General features: G+C 56.3%; 19 protein-coding genes. 6 read left to right on the forward strand and 13 right to left on the reverse strand.

Annotation, left to right across the window (positions count from 1 at the left end):
* Nucleotides 1-58: 58 nt before the first annotated feature.
* Together L2731_RS07535 and L2731_RS07540 are read right to left on the reverse strand one after the other, a co-directional pair.
* On the reverse strand, nucleotides 59-787 hold the full coding sequence (locus L2731_RS07535) for a spondin domain-containing protein (protein WP_249252522.1): 729 nt from the start codon (nucleotides 785-787) through the stop codon (nucleotides 59-61).
* Between the two features lie 9 nt (nucleotides 788-796).
* Nucleotides 797-1,498, reverse strand: a complete 702-nt coding sequence (locus L2731_RS07540) for a spondin domain-containing protein (protein ID WP_249252524.1) — start codon at nucleotides 1,496-1,498, stop codon at nucleotides 797-799.
* A gap of 320 nt (nucleotides 1,499-1,818) precedes the next feature.
* Between L2731_RS07540 and L2731_RS07545 the strand changes: the two genes are divergently transcribed.
* Both L2731_RS07545 and L2731_RS07550 read left to right on the forward strand, forming a co-directional pair.
* On the forward strand, nucleotides 1,819-4,392 hold the full coding sequence (locus L2731_RS07545; RefSeq protein WP_249252526.1) for a sensor domain-containing protein: 2,574 nt from the start codon (nucleotides 1,819-1,821) through the stop codon (nucleotides 4,390-4,392).
* A gap of 102 nt (nucleotides 4,393-4,494) precedes the next feature.
* Nucleotides 4,495-5,301 (forward strand): SDR family oxidoreductase, encoded by an 807-nt coding sequence (locus L2731_RS07550; RefSeq protein WP_249252528.1) that lies wholly within the window; start codon nucleotides 4,495-4,497, stop codon nucleotides 5,299-5,301.
* 111 nt (nucleotides 5,302-5,412) lie between these two features.
* On the opposite strand, the gene L2731_RS07555 is transcribed toward L2731_RS07550, so the two are convergent.
* The 3 genes from L2731_RS07555 to purH form a co-directional block, all read right to left on the reverse strand.
* Nucleotides 5,413-8,415, reverse strand: coding sequence for a hypothetical protein (locus L2731_RS07555; RefSeq protein ID WP_249252529.1), 3,003 nt, complete (start codon nucleotides 8,413-8,415; stop codon nucleotides 5,413-5,415).
* A 287-nt stretch (nucleotides 8,416-8,702) separates the two neighbouring features.
* Complete coding sequence (purD, locus tag L2731_RS07560) at nucleotides 8,703-10,004, reverse strand: phosphoribosylamine--glycine ligase (RefSeq protein ID WP_249252530.1); 1,302 nt, start codon at nucleotides 10,002-10,004, stop codon at nucleotides 8,703-8,705.
* 51 nt (nucleotides 10,005-10,055) lie between these two features.
* Complete coding sequence (gene purH, locus L2731_RS07565; protein WP_249252531.1) at nucleotides 10,056-11,669, reverse strand: bifunctional phosphoribosylaminoimidazolecarboxamide formyltransferase/IMP cyclohydrolase; 1,614 nt, start codon at nucleotides 11,667-11,669, stop codon at nucleotides 10,056-10,058.
* 297 nt (nucleotides 11,670-11,966) lie between these two features.
* Here purH and zntR point away from each other — a divergent pair, with 297 nt between their 5' ends.
* Both zntR and L2731_RS07575 read left to right on the forward strand, forming a co-directional pair.
* Nucleotides 11,967-12,443 (forward strand): Zn(2+)-responsive transcriptional regulator, encoded by a 477-nt coding sequence (gene zntR / locus L2731_RS07570; protein WP_249252532.1) that lies wholly within the window; start codon nucleotides 11,967-11,969, stop codon nucleotides 12,441-12,443.
* 3 nt (nucleotides 12,444-12,446) lie between these two features.
* On the forward strand, nucleotides 12,447-13,877 hold the full coding sequence (locus tag L2731_RS07575; RefSeq protein ID WP_249252533.1) for an SO_0444 family Cu/Zn efflux transporter: 1,431 nt from the start codon (nucleotides 12,447-12,449) through the stop codon (nucleotides 13,875-13,877).
* A gap of 75 nt (nucleotides 13,878-13,952) precedes the next feature.
* On the opposite strand, the gene L2731_RS07580 is transcribed toward L2731_RS07575, so the two are convergent.
* The 3 genes from L2731_RS07580 to L2731_RS07590 all read right to left on the reverse strand — a co-directional run bounded on the left by L2731_RS07580 (nucleotide 13,953) and on the right by L2731_RS07590 (nucleotide 17,096).
* The gene (locus L2731_RS07580; protein WP_249252534.1) at nucleotides 13,953-14,987 is read right to left on the reverse strand and encodes a DUF4382 domain-containing protein; all 1,035 of its coding nucleotides are present in this window, start codon (nucleotides 14,985-14,987) and stop codon (nucleotides 13,953-13,955) included.
* A gap of 339 nt (nucleotides 14,988-15,326) precedes the next feature.
* On the reverse strand, nucleotides 15,327-16,052 hold the full coding sequence (locus L2731_RS07585; protein WP_239854012.1) for a YebC/PmpR family DNA-binding transcriptional regulator: 726 nt from the start codon (nucleotides 16,050-16,052) through the stop codon (nucleotides 15,327-15,329).
* Nucleotides 16,053-16,160: 108 nt separating this feature from the next.
* Complete coding sequence (locus tag L2731_RS07590) at nucleotides 16,161-17,096, reverse strand: LysR family transcriptional regulator (protein ID WP_249252535.1); 936 nt, start codon at nucleotides 17,094-17,096, stop codon at nucleotides 16,161-16,163.
* 110 nt (nucleotides 17,097-17,206) lie between these two features.
* Here L2731_RS07590 and L2731_RS07595 point away from each other — a divergent pair, with 110 nt between their 5' ends.
* Nucleotides 17,207-18,283 (forward strand): HlyD family secretion protein, encoded by a 1,077-nt coding sequence (locus L2731_RS07595; protein ID WP_249252537.1) that lies wholly within the window; start codon nucleotides 17,207-17,209, stop codon nucleotides 18,281-18,283.
* Nucleotides 18,280-19,896, forward strand: coding sequence for a DHA2 family efflux MFS transporter permease subunit (locus L2731_RS07600; RefSeq protein ID WP_249252540.1), 1,617 nt, complete (start codon nucleotides 18,280-18,282; stop codon nucleotides 19,894-19,896). Before L2731_RS07595 ends, L2731_RS07600 begins: the two co-directional genes overlap by 4 nt.
* A gap of 40 nt (nucleotides 19,897-19,936) precedes the next feature.
* On the opposite strand, the gene L2731_RS07605 is transcribed toward L2731_RS07600, so the two are convergent.
* The 5 genes from L2731_RS07605 to nosZ form a co-directional block, all read right to left on the reverse strand.
* Nucleotides 19,937-20,458, reverse strand: coding sequence for a nitrous oxide reductase accessory protein NosL (locus L2731_RS07605; RefSeq protein ID WP_249252541.1), 522 nt, complete (start codon nucleotides 20,456-20,458; stop codon nucleotides 19,937-19,939).
* Nucleotides 20,458-21,276, reverse strand: coding sequence for an ABC transporter permease (locus L2731_RS07610; protein ID WP_249252542.1), 819 nt, complete (start codon nucleotides 21,274-21,276; stop codon nucleotides 20,458-20,460). Before L2731_RS07610 ends, L2731_RS07605 begins: the two co-directional genes overlap by 1 nt.
* Nucleotides 21,273-22,226 carry an ABC transporter ATP-binding protein gene (locus L2731_RS07615; RefSeq protein WP_249252543.1) on the reverse strand — a complete coding sequence of 318 codons (954 nt, stop codon included), beginning with the start codon at nucleotides 22,224-22,226 and terminating at the stop codon, nucleotides 21,273-21,275. The genes L2731_RS07610 and L2731_RS07615 overlap by 4 nt, the downstream gene beginning before the upstream one ends.
* Before the next feature lie 4 nt (nucleotides 22,227-22,230).
* Nucleotides 22,231-23,505 (reverse strand): nitrous oxide reductase family maturation protein NosD, encoded by a 1,275-nt coding sequence (locus L2731_RS07620; RefSeq protein WP_249252544.1) that lies wholly within the window; start codon nucleotides 23,503-23,505, stop codon nucleotides 22,231-22,233.
* A 179-nt stretch (nucleotides 23,506-23,684) separates the two neighbouring features.
* On the reverse strand, nucleotides 23,685-25,571 hold the full coding sequence (nosZ, locus tag L2731_RS07625; protein ID WP_249252545.1) for a TAT-dependent nitrous-oxide reductase: 1,887 nt from the start codon (nucleotides 25,569-25,571) through the stop codon (nucleotides 23,685-23,687).
* Nucleotides 25,572-25,612: the final 41 nt, after the last annotated feature.

Consider the following 25,612-nt stretch of genomic DNA (forward strand, 5'->3'; position numbering starts at 1 on the left):
GTCCGGAGGGAATTTATTTCGTCGATGCTAAATAATGCTGGTCGGTTAACCTGGCTTATTAGCGGGTGCGCTGAATCGTCACTCTCAGTACCGGATTGTCAAACCTGTGACTGGCATGTAGCACCGAATCGTTCAGGTCATCGTCCTGGCTGATCACCCCAGGATGCAGATGCACACGATCTACATCGTCACGGCCGGCATTAAAGCCTTCGCCGCCATCGGCCGGCCCGGGTATTGATCCCTTGATCTCGCTATTGGCCTCGGTGCCGGCATCATAGGCGGGCGTGTAGAAACTCTGGGTCTGTGCCACCGCCATCTGACTCAGATCTATGGCATCCAGGCCGCTGAAGGCGTCGTTGGTGTTGACCAGCATGGTAAGCAAGGAAAGCGATGAGACAGCCGTCTCGACCTGGGTCAGGGTCAGGCTCTCACTCGCGCCGGGAGGGAGTATGCCGGCGCCGCTAACGACCATATCGATGCCGTCCATCTCAGCGCTATAACCTGACTGATCGCCGCCTTCGGCGAGTTGCTCAAGTGCCAAGCTAGCGGGCTCACCACTTTGCCAGGCGTGATAGCCGTTTGAGGTGGCCAGCAGTGCCAGGGGAGACATAGGCTGGTTGGCGGTGAGGTTTGTCACCGTCAGGGTAAAGCTACGCTCTACGGGCGGTGCCGGCGGCTCTGGCATATTGTTGTCATGGTCATTGTCTGAGCAGGCACTGAGCAGCAGTCCCACACTCAATGCCACTATCGACAGCGGTAGGCTGCTCTTGAACTCTTGCAGTTTCATCTTGGCCTCCTATTTCACTGTGATGCTGACGTGGGCGACCGGGTTGAGCCAGCGGTGGACCCGGCTGTCGAGATCGCTCATGCCGCCTGCCGGATCTGTATCGCCTAAGACGCCGGGATGGATATGAACCTTGTCGTTGGCGCTGGTGTCGGCCACACCGCTACCATTGCTGCCGCCATCGCCACCCGGCGCCGCAGGGATCCCTGGAGTGCCTGGCATGCCGCCGCCATTGATGATCTCATCGTTTGCCTCTGTGCCGGCGTCATAGGCGTTGAGAGTCAGGCTATAGGTGCCGGGAGTGGTTGGAATTTCCCAGCCATCTAAGCCGACGAAGGCGTCGTTGGTGGGGAGTATCATGGCAACCAGCGACAGATGGGTCATGGCCTGGCTGTCTAAGGTGATGCTTTCGACCTTTTGTCCAGGCGCCATCAGGCCGGCCGCCGGATTAGACAGGGTGACACCATTGGCTGCATCGACCATGGCGGCGAGATCGGCGATGTCGCCTCCTTCCGCCATCTTCTGTAGCGCACTCGTGGCAGGCTCGCCCGCCTGGAACAGGTGCATCTGCGCATCGTGGGCGGCAATTAGGACCGGAGTGAAGTGGTTGCCATGGGTGAGGTTGCTGATGCTGATGGTGAGTTCGGCGGCGCCGACAGGTGTGGCGACTAAGCCAGCTAATAGTAGGCCGGCGGTGACTTTGCGTAGGGTCATGAGGTTTCTCCTGATGGACATTAAGACTTGTATCTCAAGCATGGCCTCAGGAGATCACTTAAGTATCGCCAAATTATCACAAAAGTTTCACAACTGCTCTCGGGCGGTGAACTGGCTCTCAATTTACGCTTTGATTTACGTCTCAATCGTCAATTCCTGCGCTAAGTCAATGCGGCGGCCGTTCGCCGCAGGCAGGCTATTGGCTAGTTTTGCAACGGGCAGTCGCCAGGCGGTTTAAACCCTAGGACAAATAGGGTATTTTCCTCGCCGATTCGAACATAGCCCTATAAGCGACCCCGATAGGATGGCTCAGAAACAAGATGCGCATTAGCAAGAAAATTGTGGTTTTTGTGGCCGGCTTCTGCCTGCCCGCCATCATGGCCATCTCCTATGGGTTAAATGCCTGGTATGAGCTTCGCCTGAGCGAACTGCACCAGGACGTGAGTCAGCGTGCGCAGCAGAATATCGCCCACCATCTCGAGGAAGATCTCGCGCAGTTTGAGATGTTGGCCCAGCTCTACGGCGTCCCTATGGCACTCTTGCCCGCCGAGCAGCGCCAGAGCCTGTCGGCGACCTGGCAAGCCATGTCCTTATCTGCCCATGTCAGCCTCTACACAGTGCAAGAGACGGGTATCACGCCCTTTGGTGATCTCAGCCCGGAAACCCAGGCATTGGACCTCGCCTCACTGCGCCGCGAGCTCCTGATGCTCGATGGCGTTCGTACCGGTTTTCTGCTTCAGGGGAAGCAAGGCTTTCTGGCCTGCGTGCTCCCGCTATCCGATAGTCGACGCCTGTTGATGGTCCGTCGGGTTGATAATCAACTGTTCGAATATTATGAGGCCGACTCCTCGATGGCGGGGCTGAGACTGGCGAGCGTTGCGCCGACGCTGCTGGGGCAGCCCTCGCCGCAGCGTGTGACCCTGGAGGTGCCAAGCCTGCTTGGTCAGCACTCCTTGCTGCTGGATATCGAGCTTAAACTGCCTGTCAGTCAGTTAGATAGTGCTCCGGCAACTCTGGTGTACCTTATCGGCGGCATCAGCCTGCTGCTTCTTTTGATGGGCTACCTCTGGCTGCGTCATGGGGTGGTCGATCCCCTCAAGCTGCTATTGCGTCAGCTCTCGCGGGTAGATCCGACGGCGAAGACCTATCAACCGATCCGGGCTAAAGGCACCTCGGAATTTATGGTGATCTCCGAACAGGTCAACAGTTTGCTGGCGCGTATCTTCCAGCAGAAGGAGCGCTCCAAGATCACCCTGGAGGCGATTGCCGAGGCGGTGATCTTGACCGATAGCTGGGCCAAGGTGATCTACCTCAATCCCCAGGCGGAGCGTCTGCTCAAGGTGAAGGCCGAGTCTGCGGTGGGGATGAACCTGGATAAGGTGTTTCGCAGCGAACCCGAGCTAAATCAGTCGCTGTTTGCCTTCATGGCGAGTGGCACGGCGACGCCCCTGCTGAGCAAGGTCAAGTTTACCAGTCATACCCCCAGGCTGATGGAGCGTAGCATCAGTAACCTCAAGGGGCCGAATAACAAGATCATCGGCACTGTGATCGTGCTGCGGGATATCACCCAGGAGGAGCTGCTCAAGCATCAGCTCAGACGCAGGGCCAACTATGATAATGTCACCGGACTGCTCAACCGCTGCGCCTTCGAGGAGCGCCTACAGGCGTTTGCCGAGGATGCCCAGACTCTGGCGATCTGCTATTTCGACCTGGAGCAGTTTAAGCTTATCAACGACTCCTGCGGCCACAACGCCGGCGATGCCATGTTGAAGATGGTATCCAAGGCGATTCAGGCCAGCCTGAGTGGACAGGGTCTGTTGGCCCGATTGGGGGGCGACGAATTTGGTCTGGCGCTGAAAGATCTGGGGGTGGTGGCACTGGCACAGCAGGTGAAACAGATCATCGACGCCGTCGGCAAACAGGTGATGGAGCATCACGGCTGCCATTATCATGTGGGGATCAGTGCCGGAGTGGCACTGGCCAGGGCGCCCTATATCAATCCGCTTGAGCTACTCAAAGATGCCGATATCGCCTGTATCGCCGCCAAGCGCAAGGGCAGCAATCAGGTGCATTTCTATGATGACAAGGACAAGGAGCTCACCTATCAGCGTAATGCCCCCAAATGGGCGGTGCGTATCGCCCAGGCGATCGAACACAACGAGCTACTGCTCTACTATCAGCCCATCAAGGCCCTCGGGCCTCAGGGTAAGAAGCGTATGGAGGTGTTGCTGCGTATCCAGGAGCCCTGTGGGCGTATCCTAGCCCCGGCACAGTTTATTGCCGCGGCCGAGCGCTTCAAGCTGATGACAGATGTCGATAAAGAGGTGATACGTAAGACCTTCCTCTGGCTATCCTTGCACGAGGAGCTGTGGGGAGATCACTGTCTGTCGATCAACCTCTCGGCCAACAGCCTGGGGGCCGAGGGCATGGTGGACTATATCATCGCCCAACTGGAGCGTTTCGCCATCCCCAGCCAGTGTATCTGTTTCGAGATCACCGAGACCAGTGCGATTCAGAATCGTAACCGGGCGATGGAGATGCTCAATCAGCTGAAGAAACAGGGCTTCTCCTTCGCCCTGGACGATTTCGGTACCGGCTTTGCGTCATACGGCTATCTGCGGGAGCTGCCGGTGAACTATGTGAAGATCGACGGCTGCTTCATCAAGTCGCTTGCCAGCAATGCCAAGGACTATGCCATCGTCAAATCGATACACGATGTCTGCCGCGTGATGGGCATAGAGACGGTGGCCGAGTTTGTGGAGAATCAGGAGATCATCGACAGGCTAGAGTCGATCGGCATCAACTATGCCCAAGGCTATGCCATCGGTCGCCCCAAGAGCCTAGATCAATACCTCACAGCACCGCTGGACAATGTGCATCGGCTGATGGCCTAGTCCTTTAGCCACCGAGCCTAGCCACCTGGCCTTAAGGCTTGTGCTTTCGGGCTAAGTGTGTGAATTTGGAGCCTATCCATTTATTCATACCTTAGGTCTTAGATGCAAACTTTAGCCAACAAGGTCGTTATCATCACGGGGGCCTCAGAGGGAATTGGCAGAGCCTTGGCCAAGGCGATGGCGCCCCTGGGATGTCGCCTGGTGCTCACCGCCCGCAGTCAGGGGCGACTGCACTCCCTGCAGCAGGAGCTCTCGTCCATCGCCAGCGTGCCGCCCCTGGTCGTTCCCGCCGATGTGACAGATGCCTTTGCCTGTCGCACCCTCATCGATACCTGTGTGGCTCATTTCGGCCGCTTGGATATCCTGGTCAACAATGCCGGCATGACCATGTGGTCGCGTTTCGAAGACCTCGAAGATCTCGCCATCTTAGAGCGGGTGATGCGAGTCAACTACCTGGCCCCCGCGATGCTGACCCATTATGCCTTGCCACATCTCAAGGCCAGTCGTGGCCAAATCGTGGTGGTGGCCTCGGTGGCGGGATTAACCGGCGTGCCGACTCGCAGTGGTTACAGCGCCTCTAAACATGCGGTGATGGGCTTCTTCGACTCGCTGCGTATCGAGCTGGCCGAGCATGATGTGGCCGTGACCCATATCTGCCCCGATTTCGTGGTGTCTGAGATCCATAAACGGGCGCTGGACGGTAAGGGGAAGCCGCTGGGCAAGAGCCCTATGCAGGAGGCTAAGATCATCACCGCCGAGCAGTGTGCCCAGATGATGTTGCCTGCGATTGCCGGGCGCAAGCGGCTGCTAATCACCTCGCTGCGGGGACGATTAGGTCGTTGGTTTAAGATAGTCGCACCTGGGCTTATCGATAAGATCGCCCGCAAGGCGATCGCCTCAGGACATTGATTAGATTCGCTAAGGACTGTCTTAGCTCCTAATATCTCAGGTAAAAGCAGAAGAGCAATAAAAAAAGCCCAGTCTAAACTGGGCTTTTTTGTGTAAGGAGTAAAGTCGAGCTTATTCTTTGGTGATATCCAGGTTGATCAGCCACCAGGCTCTGGCCTGAACGTCGCCTGCCTCTACCATGTCGCCGCTGCGATATGGCTTGGCAAAATGAGTCACTACGATAGGCTTGAGGGTCTTAAAACGTCCTGGATTAACGAACCAGGCGTTGTAAGGATCCTCGCTATGCATACTGACGCTGACCTCTGAACTGACCGGCTGGCTCAGGCCTGGGCAGGTGTAGCGACTGCTGGAAGCCAGCGGATAGGCGACTCGACTGCCATCACTGCACAGGCTGGTGTTTTGCAGCCTCAGGGTGATAAAGGTGCAGCCCTTGTAATTGTCAGGGTCGGTACACACCTGAGTCAGCATAGTGGTATAGCCGCCACTCAGTTCATCGTCGCCATCCTTACTTACGGCATCGCTGCGCCCGCCGATGGCGGTGAAGTAGGTGACATCGCCTGCGGCAACCTCTGCCGGAGAGACTAGCTGCAGCTCGCTGCCATCGAAGGTCAGGCTGGCTTCTTCGCCAAGGCCTGGCTCGATATCCTTGAGGAACAGCTTGTAGTTCAGGCTGGTGCTCTGATAATTGTTGCCGCCATCGTCGGTGACTATGATGTCGAAGTAGTCGTTATCGCCAGAACGTGGATAGGCATGCAGGGTGAGTTCGCCCGTCGAGGTGAGCTCGGCATACTCGGGAGATACCTGTAGGCCGAAGGCATAGGTGAGGTTACCAAAGGCGTTGGTAAACTCTGGCGGTAACACCTTGCGGTCCGGGTAGTAGACCACTGATTGAGTGATCTCATCCAGGCTGAGGCCTGGGTGAACCGCCTTGGCCACGCTGACGTTAAAGTCGCGCCGGGTTCTTTCATAGTTACGGCTCTGCTCTATAACCGTGACCTTAGCCATGCCGGCCGCCAGCACCGTCATCTCACCGCTGGTCTGGTCGAGACTCACCACCTTGCTCGAGGCAATATCGGCATAGTAGCTAATCTGGCTGTCGACGCCGCGGCCGCTGATGGCCGGAGCATTGAGGCGAGTACTCGGATCGTAGACTGTGCTGAGCAACTGTGAGCCAAGTTTTAGCTCAGGGTTTTCGCTGCCCTTGTCGATCACCACATTCAGCTCGGCGCTTTGTGGCACATGACCGGCGTCGCCGCTGTCTGTCACTATGTAGGTTACGCTGCCCGCGTTCTTAACCGTCAGTGTCTTGTTGGCTAGGTCGACACTGACCACATCACTCTGACCGCTATGTAGCTTCAGACTCAGGCTGCCGATGGCGCCCGTTAGTGGAATGGTTAGCGTCTTATTCGGTGCATATTGGCTGCGCACAGAGGAGATCTGCAGGCTACCGTTTAGCGGCGCCACGTCGACGAAGAATCGGCTGCTGGCCGGATGATAAAACTCATTGCCCGCATCGGTTGCTGTGATCCAGCCGCGGCCGGCACCCACAATAGTGATAGCCTTGGTATTGGCATCCTGGCTGAAAACGCCGTCGCCACCATTGTCTACCTGGTAGCTTACCTGGCCCTGACTATGGCTAGGTTGAGGGACGAAGGGCGCGTTAGCGGCAAAGTCCACACGGCTATTTTCCACGACGAACAGGTCATTGTCTTGTTTGTCTATGGAGACGGTAAATTGCTGCGTTTGACTCGTCCACAGCTCGCCGCCATCGTCGGTAACAATCACCTCTACAGTGCCTGGCTTCAATACCTGCATATGGCCGGTTTTGCTGTCTAGTGTGACTACATCTGTGGCACTGGTGGCGGTTAGGCGGTAACTTAGGGTGCCCTTGGCACCGGTAACTTGTGGCGACAGCGTCTGATTGGCCTGATATTGGCTGTCGACATTGAGCGCCTGCAGCGAGCTGGCGATCATCGCCTCGACCTTGACCTTGAAGGTGCGAGTCGCACTCAGGTAGTTGTGGTTACCGGCGTCGGTTACCTCAACCTCAGTTTCGCCGACGCCCTGGAAGCTAAACTCACCTTGCTCGGCATCTGTGATGCTGATGACATCCTCGGCCGCGCCCGCCTTGATGGCGTAGTGCAGCTTACCCTGGACACCGGTGACATCGAAGCTAGCCGTCTTCTCGGCATCGAAACGTGTGGTCACATCGCTCGCCTTGAAGGCCAGATTCTGCGCCTTGTCGATTTGCACGCTAAAGCGCTGAACCGGTACCTGTGTATGGTTGGCCGGCGCAACTTGTTGCACCTCAACCTGGGTCTCACCGGCGCCCAGAATGTTCATCGCCCCTGTGGTGGGGTGTACCTGAACGACTTGAGTATCGGCACCAGCAACCAGCTGGTAGTGGGCCTCTGTGGTGGGTGTGCCGCTGTAGACGGGCACTAGCTGGCCGCCAAAGATCAGCGGCTTGTTGGTGATCGCCTGATAAGTCGCAAAGGCTGTCTCGGCTAGCGAGATGCTGACCTTAAACTCACGGGTATCAGCCTGGTAGTTACGCCCGCCATCGTCCTTAGCGAGCAGGTTAACGCTGCCACTGCCGATAACGGTGAGTTTGCCCTGGGCATCGATAGATACCACGTCAGTAGACTGATTCTCCGCTAGAGAGAGACTGAGGGTGCCTTTGACACCGCCGATGCTAGGTGAGAGCTGGGCGCCGGCGACATAGCCCTGACTGATGTCGTTAGTCAGTAGCGGCGAGCGAGGAGCCTTATTGATGCTGATGCTAAAACGTTGGCTGACAGGCTTGGTCTGGCTGTTGCCGCTATCTGTGGCGATCAGTTCTGTGGTGCCGGCATTGAGGATAGCGAGATGTTGCTTGTCGGCAGAGATCTTGACCACATCGGCTGGGGCGCCGTTAACCAATTGATAGCTGATGCTGCCTAACTTGCCCGTGATGGCTGGGGTGAGGCGCTGATCTGGCGCATAGGTTTGCACCAGTTCCTGAATTTGAATGCCAGGGTGCGCTAGTTTTTCGGCTTGCGGTACAGGACTGTCCGAGTCGCCTCCGCCACAAGCGGTGAGTAAAAGGGTGGACAACAGGATGAAGTATCTCATTAAGCCTCCAGCTTAAAAAACAGAGGCGGCGAGTATACAGATGTGAATATTCTGCTGCAATATGAGGGTAAAATATTGAATTATGCTAATGTTGTGGCTTTTGCTGTATGGAAATAATGTATTCAGGCTATTTTTAATACATGATTCGGGATTCGCTGTTAACTTATTGAGTCGTATAAAAAGCACCTAATACCCTTAAGGAATATAGGTGCTTTTATGCGATTTTATTGCATGAAAACTGAGCGTGATGTAGATCTCAACTTTCCATGAATATCCCTTTGTGGGTATTAGGTCTGCTCGTTTTCCCGGGCGATAGCTCGATAGGCGATATCGGTACGGAAATAGACATCATCCCAGTGAATTGCATCAACTAAGGCGTAGGCGGATTTTTGTGCTTCAGTAACAGTGTTACCTAATGCTGTTGCGCATAACACGCGCCCACCGTTGGTGACCACATGGCCATCCTTCATGCTGGTGCCCGCGTGGAATACCTTGGCATCATCACCGCCCAGGCTTAGTCCCTCGATCACATCGTGTTTGCGATAGGCATCTGGGTAGCCACCGGCGGCCATCACCACACCTACGGCGGCGCGGCTGTCGAACTCGGCGGTCACCTTGTCCAGCTCGCCACGGGTGGCGGCCAGGCAGAGTTCGACCAGATCTGACTGAAGACGCATCATGATAGGCTGGGTCTCAGGGTCGCCGAAGCGGCAGTTGTATTCCAGTACCTTGGCGCTGCCATCTGGTGCGATCATCAGACCGGCGTAGAGGAAACCTGTGTAGACATTTCCTTCAGCAGCCATGCCATCTACGGTTGGACGAATGACGTTTTCAACAGTCCAGTCGTGAACCGCTTGTGTCACCACTGGCGCCGGAGAGTAGGCGCCCATGCCGCCCGTGTTCGGACCGTTGTCACCATTGTCTCTGGCCTTATGATCCTGGCTGCTGGCCATGGCCAGAATATTCTTGCCATCGACCATGACGATGAAGCTGGCTTCTTCGCCTTTCAGGAACTCCTCGATCACCACGCGAGAACCGGCCTCGCCAAACTTGTTGCCGGCCAGCATATCTTCGATAGCCGCATCGGCTTCGGCCTGATCCTGGGCGATGATCACCCCTTTACCCGCCGCTAGGCCGTCGGCCTTGATGACGATGGGGAAGCCAGTGTTGGCGGTGACTTCGGTAACGTAAACCTTGGCAGGCTCGATCTCGGTGAAGTTCGAGTAGGCCGCTGTCGGAATGTTGTGACGGGCCAGGAAGTCCTTGGTGAACGCCTTAGAAGACTCTAGCTGCGCCGCACCTTGGGTTGGACCGAAGATAGGTAGCTTAGCTTCGTTGAAGGCATCGACCACGCCTAATGACAGCGGTACTTCAGGGCCGACGATAGTCAGCTCGATCGCCTGCTCCTTGGCGAAGCTTACCAGCTCAGAGACGGCTTCGACGGCAATCGAAACGTTTTCAAGCTTAGGCTCCATTTCTGTACCGGCGTTGCCCGGCGCCACGAAGACTTTCTCGACTAGCGGTGACTTGGCGGCCTTCCAGGCCAGGGCGTGTTCGCGTCCGCCGCTACCTATTACTAATACGTTCATGCTATATCCTTAAAACGGCGCCCGGGCTTGTGACCCAGGCGCGAAAGCAAATTAATGACGGAAGTGACGCATGCCAGTGAATACCATGGCCATACCATGCTCGTCGGCGGCTGCGATGATCTCTTCATCGCGAATCGAACCGCCCGGCTGGATGATGCAGCTGATACCGGCGGCCGCCGCGGCATCTATGCCATCGCGGAACGGGAAGAAGGCATCGGATGCCATGACAGAACCTACGACTTCCAGGTTCTCATCGGCAGCCTTGATACCGGCCACCTTGGCGCTGTAGACGCGGCTCATCTGGCCGGCGCCCACACCGATTGTCATGCTGTCTTTGGCGTAGACGATGGCGTTAGACTTAACGAACTTGGCCACCTTCCAGCAGAACATGAGATCTTTCATCTCGGCTTCGGTAGGCTGACGCTTGGTCACTACCTTGATATCGCTCATCTCGACCATGCCCTGGTCTCTGTCTTGGATCAGCAGGCCGCCGTTGACGCGCTTGTAGTCCAGGCTGCGGGTCTTGCTAGTCCAATGACCGCACTCCAGCAGACGAACATTGGCCTTGGCTGCCACCACGTCGCGTGCCGCCTGGCTAACGACTGGTGCGATGATCACCTCGACAAACTGACGCTCGACGATGGCGCTGGCGGTCTCGGCATCCAACTCACCGTTGAAGGCGATGATACCGCCGAAGGCTGAGGTTGGGTCGGTCTGGTAGGCGCGGTTGTATGCCTCGAGCAGATCCTTGCCGATGGCGACGCCACAAGGGTTGGCATGCTTGACGATAACACAGGCTGGCTCGCTGAACTCTTTAACGCATTCCAGCGCCGCATCGGTATCGGCGATGTTGTTGTAAGACAGTGCCTTACCCTGTAGCTGAGTCGCGCTGGCAACCGAGGCTTCGTCTATGTTGAGATCCACATAGAAGGCGGCGCTCTGGTGGCTGTTTTCGCCGTAACGCAGATCTTGCTTCTTCACCAACTGAGTGTTGTAGGTGCGCGGGAACTTAGAGTCCTGGTGGCATTCGTCTTGGCTGTGCGCCGGTACCCTATTCACCGCGTGCGGTGGCACTTGGGTGCCGAAGTAGTTGGCGATCATGCCATCGTAGGCGGCCGTGTGTTCGAAGGCGGCGATAGCCAGATCGAAACGCGTCTCCAGCGAGGTGCTGCCCTGGTTGGCCTGCATCTCTTGGATCACGCGATCATAGTCTTTGGCGTTAACGATAATGGTGGTGTCTTTGTGGTTCTTAGCGGTAGAGCGCACCATAGTCGGGCCGCCAATGTCGATGTTTTCTACGGCGTCGGCCAGGGTACAGCCTTCTTTGGCCACAGTTTCGGCAAAGGGGTAGAGGTTAACGGCAACCAGATCGATAGGCTTAATGGCGTTCTGTTCCATCACGATCTCATCGATACCGCGACGGCCGAGGATGCCGCCGTGCACTTTAGGGTGCAGGGTCTTTACACGGCCGTCCATGATCTCAGGATGGCCTGTGTAGTCAGAGACTTCAATGACAGGCACACCGTTGTCTGCTAACAGACGGGCTGTGCCGCCGGTAGATAGCAGTTCAACACCTTGAGCGTGCAGGGCTTGTGCAAACTCCAGGATTCCGGTTTTATCAGAAACGCTTAACAGCGCGCGACGAATAGGTCTGGCATTATTCATTTTAGGTACAGGGTCCAGTGGTTATTTTAAGGATCTTTCGGAAAACAGAACAGTTAGTGCCAACTAACCCGGGCGTATTGCTTTCCAAAAGCCCCTCAATTTTTTAACTCCCCATCGCGGCGCGCGTATTTTACCGTAAAACTGTGTGCCATGCTGTTTTTTTCTGTGCGATTTCACAATACGCCATGGCGAACAAGCAACAGATTGCAATTTACGGCAGAATAACCCTTGACCTTAGATTTAACTCTAAGGTTTATACTGGCACTATCGCAATGAAAAAGGCGCCGTGGAGGCAAGATGTTTCGTATTGGAGAGTTAGCCAAAGAGTGTGAGGTCAAGGCCGATACCCTGCGTTTCTATGAGAAACATGGCTTGTTGTCGCCGTCGATGCGCAGCGAGTCGGGTTATCGACTCTACACAGAACAGGACGCCGAGCGTCTGCGCTTCATTCTGCGGGCCAAGGCGGTGGGCTTCACCCTGTCGGAGATCACCGAGCTGTTATCTATCGATCTGGACAAATCCAATTGGGCCTGCGCCGACGTGAAGGGAATGGTGGATATCAAGCTGGCCAATGTGGAAGAGAAGATTGCCGAGCTGAACCATTTTCGCGTCTCCCTACAGCGGTTATCCGATGCCTGTTGCGGAGGGCCGGAGAGCGCCGAACACTGCTCCATCCTTGAGGCGCTCGAGTCTAACGTCGAGGTGAAGTGTGAGAACCACAGCCATGATCACGGCGAAACCGAATATAAAACCAGTTGTAAGCTAAAGGGTTAACCTATGTTGTTATCTAATTTTATCGATCTCTTTCTCGATTCCGCGCCCTGGCTGCTGCTGGGGTTGGTGCTTGCCGGTATGTTGAAGATGTTTGTGCCCATGACCTGGATGCAGAAGCAGCTGGGCGGTCATGGGGTGAAGACCACCATCAAGGCGGCCGTGTTAGGCGCGCCTCTACCACTGTGCTCCTGCGGCGTGATCCCCGCCGCCGTCGGCCTGCGCCGCTCGGGCGCCTCTAAGGCCGCCACCACCTCATTCTTGGTGTCGACCCCTGAGACGGGCATCGATTCTGTGAGCGTCTCCTACGTGCTGCTCGGGCCCTTCATGGCGGTTGTCAGACCCATAGCCGCGGTCACCAGCGCCATTGTCGCCGGCCTGCTGGTGGGACGTGACGATGATAAAGGTCAGATCGAGGAGATGGCTCAGGCGAGTTCGAATCAGCGCATGACAGAGAAGGCAACCAAAGCAACGGCAAGCTGCTGCAGCGGTAGCAAGCCTGCCGAGAAGCCAGTTGTAAAACAAGTGACATCCGGTTGCTGTGGCGACAAGCCGAGTGCGCCTGTGCGCATGACGGCGGATGCCTCGCCCATGATGATGCGCCCCGTGAGCTCAGATTCGGTGGTTAAGCCTGTAGCATTGGTTAAAACTGAGGCGGTTAAGTCCACGAGCGGTTCATGCTGCGCCAGCAAGGCGGCCCCCGAGCCAAAGCCAGTCAGCTCATGTTGTAGCAGTAAGCAAGAGGTGAAGGCGGCTAGCTCATGCTGCTCGAGTACTAGCACAGACAAGCAGAACACCAGCCAGTCTTCGGGTGAGAGCTGCTGCGAGTCCACCAAAGATGTCGCCAGCGAGCTTAAGGGCACCTCGGTGCTAGCGCGCATGGGTAAGGGCCTGCACTATGCGGCGACTGATCTGGTGCGTGACACTACAGTCTGGCTGCTGATCGGCCTCTTCTTTGCGGCACTGGTGCAGACCTATGTGCCGGGGGACTTCATGGCCAAGTGGGGCGATGGCATCTTGGCCATGCTGGTGATGGTGCTTATTTCTGTGCCCATGTATATTTGCGCCACGGCATCGACACCGATTGCTGCGGGCCTGTTGCTGGCCGGGGTATCGCCAGGTGCCGTGCTGGTTTTCATGCTGGCGGGCCCTGCGACGAATATCGCAACCCTGGGGGTGGTGACCAAGGAATTGGGTAAGCGCGCCCTCTATGGTTATCTCGGTGGTGTCTTGGGTGTGGCCCTGATCGCGGGAGTCCTGGTGAATTACCTGGTGGCGACCTTCGGTTTTGAGGTGATGCCGCAGGTGGGTGAGCAGCATAACCTGTTGCCTTCCCTGGTGGTAAATGCCTCGGGGATCATACTGGCAATTTTGATGCTTAAGGTATTGCTGGCCAAGCTGCCGAAAAATTGGTGGCGCCGAGATTGCTGCTCATAACATCGAGTTAGCACATTCTAGTTAATAAAAAAGGCACTCTAATGAGTGCCTTTTTGCTGTCTGTTTAAGTCTAACTTAAGGTGCAGGAGTCACTGCGGCGGCCTCGAAGTCACGCTCAGTCGTTGCACCTTGGGTGACGGTGACGTCTTGCTCATCCACATGGATGAAGAAAGGTGCCTCAACATCATCTGCGCCGTTGGCCACTTCTGGATCATCGTTCTGTGCCAGGCAGGTGTAACCTAGGCTGTAGTTAGCCGCGGCAACGAAGCCAAACTCATACTCATAGCCAGTCACCGTCTCGGTTTCGTCGGTAACAGGGTTAACACGTGCCGAGGCGATAGGTGCTACCTGAGGGTCGACAATGTCGGCTTCCAGGCGGAAATCCAGCATGTTTTCCAGTGTGGTTGTCGTTGGGTAGAGATAGACGGCCGGGCTGAACTCAGAGCCACCGGCGGCGGCTTCACAGTCTGCCATCACACTGGCGTCGATCATGCCGTGAATGGCACCGACTTCGGCGTTGTTGACCAACTGTACCGCTGTAGGCTTAAGGGTCCAGTAGTCCTTGTTGCCGTGAGGCGCCTGTAGCCCCTGAGAGAGGTTAAACTCGGCGACGAAGTTGTTCACGCCTGCCGCGATGGTGAAGGCCTTGTTGAAGAAGAGGCGACCCGTACCAGGTTCTTCGGCGCCAACGCCGCCGCAGCTACCATTGCTGTTGGTGACTAGGCCTGCATCCATGTCATCTATGGTCTTAACATAAGAGCTGTTGGTGTCAGCCACTTCGCTGTTCTGCATATAGATACACATCTGGTATTCACCGACCGGGATAGACTGGCCGCTAACCAAAGTTTCGACTTCTTGACCCTGTACCGTCAGTAGATCAACGTGTTTCAGCTCACCGTCTTCGGATACGTCGAATGACAGAGACTCGCCGTTACCCTTAAGCACTACTTGTTTGAAGGCGATATTCACCACTTTGGCATCGGCTGGGTTATCCGAAACACCTAGGCTGAAGACACCTGTCTCTGGTGTTTCTGGCGCATCATCGCTGCCACCACAGGCGGCAAGCAGGCTGGTGAGTGTGATGGCGATAATCGATTTTGAATACTTCATAGGTTACCCGTTCGTCATGTTGGTTTATCAAGTATGCCCGGCCCGCCATCCAGGAGAGTAGATGGTGAGCCAGGCAGCTTGATGGGGTTATTTATTTTAATCAGTGCAGCTATAAGGATAGGTGAACAGACGCCTAAGTCCACCGAAAGTTATACAAAAGAGGCAAGTATTAATAAAGTTTAATAGGCCGGGCAGTGAGTACTCACTCTTTGCGCCAAGCCCTTGGCACAAGTCAAAAAAATAACAATGGATAGGAATAAAAAAGCGATTCGTGCGCAAGTGCTACGAATCGCTTTTATAACAGAACAAGCTAATAGCGTTAGCCTGTTAAACTTTAATTTATGCCTTGATATCGGCGTTGTGGTAGACGTTTTGTACGTCGTCACAGTCTTCCAGGGCGGCCTGGAATTTCTCGAACTGGGCGATCACTTCAGGGTCGCTGATCTCTGTCATGGTCTGAGGAACGAAGGCGATCTCTTCTACTTCCAGCTCTGTCTCAGGGAAGGCTTCGTTGAGGGCCGTCTTCGCTTTGTAAAACTCTGTGTTTGGCGCGAACACGCTGATGATGCCATCTTCTACTTCGATGTCGGCGACATCGACGTCGGCCATCATCAGGGCCTCAAGTACGGCCTCTTCATCTTCGCCCTTGAAGGCAAATACCGCTTGATGATCGAACATATGGCCAACGGTGCCAGGGCTGCCCAGCTTGGCATCGTTTTTCACGAACGCCTGACGCACCTCGGTAAAGGTACGCTTACCGTTGTCGGTCAGACAGTCGACGATTACCATGGTGCCGCCGGGACCAAAGCCTTCGTAACGTGCAGTTTCATAGTCTTCACCGCCGCCACCCTTGGCTTTCTCCAGGGCGCGTTCGATGACATGAGCAGGAACCTGATCTTTCTTAGCCTTGGTGATCATATGGCGCAGTGCCAGGTTGCCGTCAGGATCGAAGCCACCGTTCTTTGCGCAAACATAGAGTTCTTTGCCGTAGCGAGAGTAGAGTCTCGTCTTTTGCCCAGCCGTTTTGGCCATAGATTCTTTGCGGTTCTGGTATGCTCTTCCCATCTTGCGATATCTCTTTAAGCGAAAAAAATTGGCCCAATGTTAGCAGCTTTGTCGACGATTTTGCAGACTCCGCTGCTTATTTTGTCAAAACTGTGGCTCGACAACTCCCTAGTGCTCAGGCGGGGTGATGAAATCTGGGATCTCCAGTATCTCGCCAGGCCTGCGGTCGAATAGCGACTGATAGATATACTCGATAAAGGCGCGATATTTGCGCGGCAGGTAGGCGCGTCGGGGAAAACTCAGGGTAATGGCGGTCTGCGCCATGGGAAAGTCGGTCAGCAGCGCTATCAGCTGCCCCTCTTCGATAGCGGCTTGAGCCACAAGGGTCGGCGCCGTAGCGATTCCCAATCCTTCGATGGCGGCTTCCCGCGCCAGGGTGACATTGTTGACCGTCAGCTGAGCCTCGGGTTCTATGGTGATCCATTGCTGGCCATCAAACAGGGTCCAGCCACCGTCAATGTGAGTCGACTTTAGGCGAATCGCTTTGTGGTCGATTAGATCCTGCGGCGTGGCGGGGATTCCATGACGAGCCAGATAATAGGGACTGGCTACCAAAGATTTGTCCGTGTTGAGTATCCGGTAGGATTGCAGCCGAGAGTCGTGTACATCTGAGATCTGAAACAGTATATCTATTCCTTCCTCTATCATATCGACCTTACGGTTGGTCAGTTCGGCTTCCAGAGTCATCCCTGGGTTGGCCTCGAGGAAGCGGGCGAAGATACGGCCGAAGAACAGCTGTCCCAGCTCTATGGGGCAGACTATCTTCAGGTTGCCCTTGATGGTCTCTTGGCTGGCGCTGAGTTGATCTTCCGCGCTCTGCAGATCCATCAGGATTCTCTGTATCTTGTTGTAATAGATGCTTCCCGCCTCGGTGAGCTTGAGGGCGCGGGTGGTGCGGTACAAGAGCTGCACCCCGGTATCAGTCTCCAGCTCGGCGATCTTACGGCTCACCGTCGCCTTGGTGAGTCCCATCGCCTTGGCTGCGGCGGTGAAGCTGCCTTTGTCCACCACCTGGGCGAACATCTGAATACGATTCAAATCCATCTATTGTTACACCTGTGAAACAGTTGGTAATTTTTTAACTGTCTAATAAACATTATAAGACAGTAGTAAACTATCAAATTCTAATCAAGGTGTTTATTCGTGGGGGTTGGATGTCAAAACGTCGCCTATTTATCGTGCTGCCGCTGCTGTTGCTTGCAGCGGTGGTTGCCGGCTACTACTGGTGGAGTCAGGTGAGGTTCATCGAATCGACCGACAACGCCTATGTCGAGGCCGATATCTCTAATATCAGTGTTAAGGTGCCGGGTTATGTGGTGACCGCTAAGGTGACAGATAACCAGCATGTGGAGCAGGGGCAGTTGCTGGCCGAGCTGGAGTCGAACCAATACCGTGCCAAGGTGAGCCAGAGTCAGGCGAGCCTGCAGAGTCGTCAGGCAGAGCTGCAGACCCTGTCGGCCAAGGTGACGCTGCAACAGGCGATCATACGTCAGGCGGCCGCCGGTGTGGCTAGCGCCGAGGCGGAGAAGATCCGCGCCGAGCAGCAGCTAAAGCGTACCACCAAGTTAAGACACAGAGACTACAGCTCACAAGATGAGGTGGATCAGGCGACGGCGGCCTTCGATTCGGCCGTAGGTCATTTAGACGAGGCCAAGGCGGCCCTGGTGGCCAAACAGGCTGAGCTGGCGGTGCTTAACGCCCAGCTGAACCAGAGTCAGTCCCAGGTGGCGCAGGCCAAGGCGGGTCTGGAGCTGGCCGAGATCCAGCTTGCCGATACCCAGATTCGAGCCCCCTTCTCTGGGGTGATTGGCAAACGCGGTGCCCTGACCGGCCAATATGTGCAGCCGGGGCAGTCGCTCTACAGTTTGGTGCCGGATGGCGCGGTGTGGATCACCGCCAACTTCAAGGAAACCCAGATCCAGCATATGCAGCCTGGGCAGTTGGTTCAGGTTCATCTCGACGCGTTTCCCGACCAGAGCTTTACTGGTGTGATCGATAGCCTGGCACCCGCCTCTGGCGCCAAATTCAGTCTGTTGCCGGCGGAAAACGCCACCGGTAACTTCACCAAGATAGTGCAGCGCATTCCTGTGCGGATCCGTTTGGCGCTGGATGAGAGCACCAACATAGTGCCCGGTCTTAGTGCCGTGGTGAAGGTGGATACCCGGGGCGCACCGCAAGATACAGTGATCGCCAGCAATCGTAAGCAGGTTTCGGTTAAGGCCACCCAATGAGCAGCGTGAGTGTCGCCCAAGAGAGTCCTGCCGAGATAGCAGAGCAAGTCGTTCCTCCCCAGGCGACAAAGCCCCAGGGCTATGAGCGCGGCAGCTTTCGCTCCTGGGTCGCCGTGTTTGCCGGCCTGCTGGGCGCCTTCATGGCGATTTTAGATATTCAGATCACTAACGCCTCGATGAAGGAGATCCAGGGCAGCCTGGGGGCGACCCTGGAAGAGGGCTCCTGGATCGCCACCGCCTACCTGGTGGCCGAGATGATCGCCATCCCGCTATCGGGCTGGTTGAGTCATGGGCTGTCGGTCAGGCGTTATCTGCTGTGGACCACGGCGGCCTTCATCTTAGCCTCGTTTCTCTGTTCGCTCGCCTGGAACCTGGAGGCGATGATCGCCTTTCGCGCCCTGCAGGGCTTCTTCGGCGGCGCGCTGATCCCCCTGGCTTTTCGGTTAATCCTGGAACTGCTCCCCGAGGAGAAGCGTGCCACTGGCATGGCGCTGTTTGGCGTGACTGCCACCTTCGCGCCATCTATCGGCCCCACCCTGGGTGGCTGGCTCACCGAGCAGTTTAGCTGGCACTATCTCTTCTATATCAATATTCCGCCCGGGCTCTTGGTGATGGCCATGTTGGCCTATGGCCTGAGATCTCGCCCCATCGACTGGGACAAGCTGAAGAACGCCGATTATTCCGGCATAGTCACCATGGCACTGGGCATGGGCTGTCTCGAGGTGGTGCTGGAGGAGGGCAATCGTAAGGATTGGTTTGGCTCTGAGCTGATCCAGCATCTGACCATCATCGCGGTCATCAATATCGCCCTGTTTGTCTTTATTCAGCTGCGAAAGTCATCGCCGCTGGTGAACCTCAGGCTACTGGGACAGCGTGACTTTGCCCTGTCGACCCTGGCCTATTTTCTGCTGGGGATGGCGCTGTTCTCAGCCATCTATATGATCCCCCTCTATCTGTCGCAGATCCATGACTATAGTCCGCTGGAGATCGGCGAGGTGATCATGTGGATGGGCTTTCCTCAGCTGTTGGTATTGCCGCTGGTGCCGAGATTGCTGCAGAGATTCGACGGGCGGTACCTGGCCGCCTTCGGCTTTAGCATGTTTGCCCTCAGCTACTACATGAACAGCCATATGACGCTGGATTTTGCCGGCGATCAGATGATAGCGGCGCAGATCGTCAGGGCCCTTGGTCAGCCCTTCATCTTGGTGCCCATCGGCATCATTGCGACCATGCATATCAGCGCGCAGCAGACGCCGTCGGCCTCGACCGTGCTCAATGTGATCCGTAATCTCGGCGGCGCCTTCGGTATCGCCCTGGTGGCCACCCTGATCGACAATCAGTCGCGCACTCATTTGGCGGAGATGAAACAGACGGTGGCGGCGGTGAGTGGCCAGGCCTATCAATATCTGCAGCAGACCAGTCAGCTGTTTGTGCAGGCAGGCTCGGATCCCGTGACCGCTCAGGCGCAGGCTAAGGCCATGCTGGTCAAGACCATGACCCAGCAGGCCTATATTCAGGCCTACAACGATGTGTTTCTGAGCATCTCTGTGCTGCTGATGCTGGCCGTGGTGGCCGTACTGATGATCCGCAAGCCTAAGCCCGACGCCGCCTAGTGGTTAGCAATTAGCCAGCCTGAGCTAGAGCATAGAGAGCCTAGAGCATGGCGAGACTGATCTGCCCGAAGGGGTAAACCTGGCCGCCAAATTCGGCGGCAAAGGCCTCGGCATCCTCCCGCTTGCCAAAGCTGGCCAGGGTCTTGCCCATGGCACCTGTCTGGCTCGAACCCACCACATACCAGGCCTGTCTGGCGTCGATGAAGTGACTGTCCAGCGGCGCCTGCCAGGGGCTTTTAGCCATGTCGTGCACATAGATCTCCTTGACCTGCTTGCGATACTCGGGGTCCAAAAGGAAGCTGAACAGATCCCGGGTGGAGCAGAACTTCTTCACCGTCTCTTCTGTCTTGAGATAGAGCTCGCCCTTGGGGCCGGGGAAGTTACCGATCAACATGCCGCAAAGGTGACACTCGTCGCCGTGTTCCATGGCGACCGCCTCACGAATCGCGTTATGCTCACTCTCTTGCCCGCAGGCGCTCAGCCCCAGCAGGAGTAGGCTGACGAGACCCATGAAAAGTGGCGAATTGGTAAGCTTGGTTTGGTGCATTCTGGTTTGGCGCATTAGAGTGTCTTCCTGTTAAAGATGAGGGCGGCTAAAGAGAGCGGGGCGAATACCCAGGCGAGTAGTAATGAGAATAGGCCGCCGGCCGATATGCTGCTGTTGATGGCCACCGCCAGCACACCGTTGATATCCTTGGTATCCAGGCTGGCCAGATTCACCAAGCGGAAGAGATCCGCCGGATTGAGCATCATCAGCTGCACCAGCTGCTGCTGACTCAGTCCCTCCTCTATGCCGACCAATACCGCCAGCAGGGCGAGGTCGAACACCAGCACGAAGAAGAACCAGAGCATCAGCGCCAGCCCGGCGGCCTTGGATTTCTCACTCACCGACAGGCTGATCACATAGGCGATGCTGATAAAACAGAGGCCGAGCAGGATCGCGGTGGCGATAAACAGACCGAAGCTCTGCAGCACAGCACTGGCATCGGATTGGCTGGCCAGTAGCACAGCGGCGCTACCGAAGCCCAGGCTGGTGGCCAGTGCCATGATGGCCCCCTGGCCGACAAACTTGCCGAGCAAGAGCTGGGTATGGCTGATGGGGTAGGTGAGCAGCAAGAGCAGGGTGCCGGCCTCTTGTTCGCCGACGAAGCTGTCGTAGGCCAGCAGCAGGGCGATAAGCGGGATCAGAAACACCGCCAGGCTCGACAGGCTGGCGATGGTGGACGACAGCGAGGCGGTGCCCAGCTGCCCAGAGGCGACCGAGCCATAGTAGCTGAGCCCTAGGGAGAGCACGGCGAAGATGAGGGTAATGGAGATCAGCCAGCGATTGCGCAGCCCGTCCTGAAACTCCTTGATGGCGACGGCGAGAATGGCATTCATTGTGTTGGCCCTCCTTGGTGGCTGGCATTCGGGCTGCTTGCGCCGGTGCCCTGGCCGAGATAGTGCTGGTAGACACGTTCCAGATCGGCGGGCTCGACGCGAATATCTCCCAGCTGATCCAGCTCGACCAGCTGACGTATGATGGCGAGCTTCTCCTGCTCGGGTACCAGTAGCTGATCCGGGGCGATAAGATAGGGGGTGAAGCGAGCATCCTGTTTCAGGGCGCCGTTGAGCCCCTGGGTCTTGATGGCCACGGGGAGTTTCGCCTGCTGTCTGAGCTCGCTCAGGCTGCCCTTGGCCAGCAGGCGGCCACCTGAGATGATCAGGGCGCGGTCGATATGCTGCTCGACGCCGGGTAGCACATGGGAGCAGAGTATGATGCTGGCGCCCTCGCTCTTGAGCTTATCGACGCTGGCGTAAAACTCCTGGGTGGCGATGGGATCTAGCCCTACTGTGGGTTCGTCTAGTAGCAGCAGCTTAGGGCTGCCGAGGAAAGCTTGGGCCAAGCCCAGACGCTGGCGCATCCCCTTGGAGTAGGTCTTTACCTGGCGATCCATGGCGTGGGTCAGCCCCACCTGCTCCAGCAGTTGTTCGATCGCCTGCTTAGGCACAGACTTGAGGCGGGCGAAGTAGCGCAGCACCTCGCGGCCGGTGAGCTGATCGTAGAAGCTGACATTCTCCGGCAGATAGCCGACCTGCTTGCGCGCCTCGAAGGCCTGTTTGGAGAGAGGGTCTTGGCTGAATACCTTAACCATGCCGTCCGAGGCCGGGATGATCCCCAGGATCAGTTTCATTATGGTGGTCTTGCCGGCGCCGTTGTGGCCAAACAGCCCCATGACTTCGCCGGGAAAGAGTTCAAAGTCGACCTGCTGGAGCGCCGCGACCTTGCCATAATGCTTGGCGACACCGCTCAGGGAGACTATGGGGCTCGAAGGATAAGATGCTTGCATAGTGTCACTCTGCCTCATTGATTACTGCCTGCCGGGCACCCAGAGAGGGGGCCTGCATGAGTGGAAAACTGTCTTTGACGCCTACGGGTTTGAGTACGGGAAACTGGGTCTGTATCCAGCGCAGGATAAGCACGGCCGGGCTATCCAGCAGCATCTTGGCCTCTGGATATTGCCAGATCAGCTTGTCGATGCCGTCGTTGGGCTCGAAGGGTCTGTCGCCATAGCCGTCGTTGTCGAGATCCCAGCCCAGGTAGTTGCTCCAGAAGTTACCGGCGCCTTCCAGGCTCCATTCTGCCTGACGGTTGGCCACATATTTCACCTGCACCGGATTGTTGATGAAGCTGTTGCCAAATACTTTGGTGTGCTCCGAGCCGGCGGTGAGGTGAATGCCGATCTCTGCGGTGTCGATCAGGTTGTGATTGATGCTGTTGTAGGCCGAGTTGTAGACAAACAGCCCCTTGCCCTCGCGGCCCAGCACCTTGTTTTCCGGTTTGGTCCAGACACGGTAGATGCGGTTATGGCTGATCTCTGAGTAGGTGATGAAATTCATCAGGAAACCATAGTCCTGGCTGTCGCGGCTCTCATTGCCGCTGACTGTGAGATGGCGTGAGCTCATCAGGGCATAACCGGCGCGGGTGTCGTAGGCCAGGTTGTCCAGCACGCGATTGCTGTGGGAATACATATAATGAATTCCGTAACGCAGGTCATGCATAGTATTGTTTTTAATGGTGTTGTGTTGGCTTGAGATGATGTAGATGCCGTCGCGGGTCTGGCTGACCTCGTTGTCGCTGACCTCGACATTCTGCACTATGGAGAGCTGAATGCCGTTGCCTCTGTCGGCGGAGCGTAGCGCCGGATTGCCCTGGATGCGGTTATGGTGAACCTTGATCTCCTTGCCCTTCTGCAGCCATATACCGAAGCCATCACCATTTAGCCGATTCTCTCTGATGATGAGCTGGTTGGCGGTTTGGTCCGAGTAGATGCCGGCGTTTTGCGCGGTGAGATCATCGCCCCAGTTGACTATCTTGAGTCTCTCTATGGTGACGTTGGAGCTTTGCAGAAGCAGTGCATTGCCCTTGCCCTGGGCGTCTATGATGCTGGTGTAGCCATCGGCGCCAGACAGGGTTATCCCTTTGTTGACGATGAAGTTGCCCAGATAGCGGCCCGGTTGTAGCTGGATGGTATCGCCTGCTTTGGCACTCTCTAGCACCAGTTGGAGATCTTGCTCGGGCGTCACCTGGATTTCGGCCGCCAGAGTCGGCAGGGCCAGACCCAGCATGATGCATAGCAGGCAAAGGCACCTTAAGGCGCTAAGCAGGCCGGATATAGTCTTGGGTGTTTCATGGCTGTGGTTCAAAGCGTATTACACCTCTTGCGCTTACCGCTTTTATTTTTTTACCGGTTTTTACTTATAGAAGGCAAGGGCCTAACGCGGTGCGTCAGGCCCTTGCATCACGCTTAGGCTTCTACCAACATGCGGCCACGCATCTCCATGTGGAGGGCGTGACAGAACCAGTTGCAGTAGTACCACTGCACGCCTGGCTTATCGGCGATGAAGGTAACAGATGCCGTGGCCTGCGGGCCAATCTCCATCTGCACCCCATGGTTGGTCATACAGAAACCGTGGGTCACGTCTTCCACCTGATCCAGGTTGGTGACCACCACGGTAACTTCGTCGCCCAACTTAACCTTAAACTCACTCATGCCGTAGTTTGGCGCGACCGAGGTCATGTAGACGCGAACCTTGTTGCCGTCGCGGATCACCTTGTTGTCCATCATGAGGCGCACGCCATCTTTTTTTGCCATGGCCACTGTGTCGGCAAACAACGGATCGTCACGAGTCCACAGTTTCTTCGGCTTGAGCTTGCTGCGGTGCACTATGATGCAGTCATGGGGCTCGGCGAAGGTCGGACCGTCGTGCACCAGCTTCATCTCATCGCCTGAGATATCGATCAGCTGATCGTTCTCTGGGCGTAGCGGACCCACGGGCAGGAATCTGTCCTTGGAGAACTTACACAGAGATACCAACCACTTTCCGTCGGCGTCGCGGGTTTCGCCCTGAGAGGTATGGTTATGGCCCGGCTGATAGTGTACGTCCAGCTTCTGGCGCAGGTAATTCACCTTCTTGCCCTGGTAGGCCTGAATCGCTTCCTCTACGTTCCATTTGGCGATCTGGCTATCGAGGAAGAGGGTGGTGTAGGCGTAGCCCTTGTTGTCGAATGCCGTGTGTAGCGGGCCGAGGCCTAGCTCAGGTTCACCGACGATGGCGTCTCTTGGCTTGATCTTGTCTTCGAACAGGTCGTCCAGCTTCTCGATGGAGATGATAGAGACGGTAGGTGACAGCTTACCGTTGGCGACAAAGTATTTGCCGCTTGGCGAGGTGTTCAATCCGTGAGGCGACTTAGGCACGGGAATGTAGCGGGTCAGATCTGAGCCCTTACGGCCATCCAGTACAGGTACCTTGTTGCCGTTGTAGGTCTTGAACTTACCGGCCTTGACCGCGGCTTCACAGCGGGCGAGGTTGAAGATCACCACATGGTCACGCTCGGCGGTGATCATCTCGCTGAGGTTCATGCCCATCTCTGAGTTGTAACAGGTGGAGGCGAAGTACTTACCGTCGTAGTCGGCGTCAGTGTTGTCCAGGTTACCATCGACCATCACCTGGAAGGCGACCTCCATCTTCTCGGCGTCGATCACGTTGAACAGTGAGCGGTAGGTGCTGACATCTTCCAATGTCTCCTTACCATTGTTGTCCAGTGGGACCTCGAACTCGCCGTTACAGATGACATACTTGGTATAGGGAACCTTCTGTACCCGCAGGCCGTGGATGGCCTGGGCGTTAGGCACACTGATCATCTTATCTGTCTTCATGACGTCACAGCGGATACGCGCCACGCGTGTGTTGGCCTTATCATTGATAAACAGATACTTACCATCGTAACGACCGTCTTGCATACTCATGTGAGGATGGTGGGCATCGCCCGCCAGCAGGTGAGCGCTGTCACCCTTGACCGCCTTACTCTCGTTGGTGATGCCCCAGCCGGTGGCACTGTCGATGTTGAATACCGGGATACGCATCAGCTCGCGCATCGAGGGCAGGCCCATGATTCGCACTTCGCCCGAGTGTCCACCGCTCCAGAAACCATAATATTCGTCCAGCTCACCCGGATGCACCACAGGGCTGTTGCCAGCCTCGGCCGCCTGGGCCTTGGCCATCGAGGCGAACATGGCGGCGCTCATGGGCGCGGCGACAGCGCCGGCGCCGAGCAGGGCCGTCTTGCCCATAAACTCGCGTCGTCCGGCGTTTTCCAACTGGTTTGCCGGTTTGTTATTGTTATCTTGCATAGTCCATCTCCATCATAGTTGTATTGACTTTAATTACCTGC

This window comes from Shewanella aquimarina (assembly GCF_023349185.1).
Taxonomy (GTDB): domain Bacteria; phylum Pseudomonadota; class Gammaproteobacteria; order Enterobacterales; family Shewanellaceae; genus Shewanella; species Shewanella aquimarina.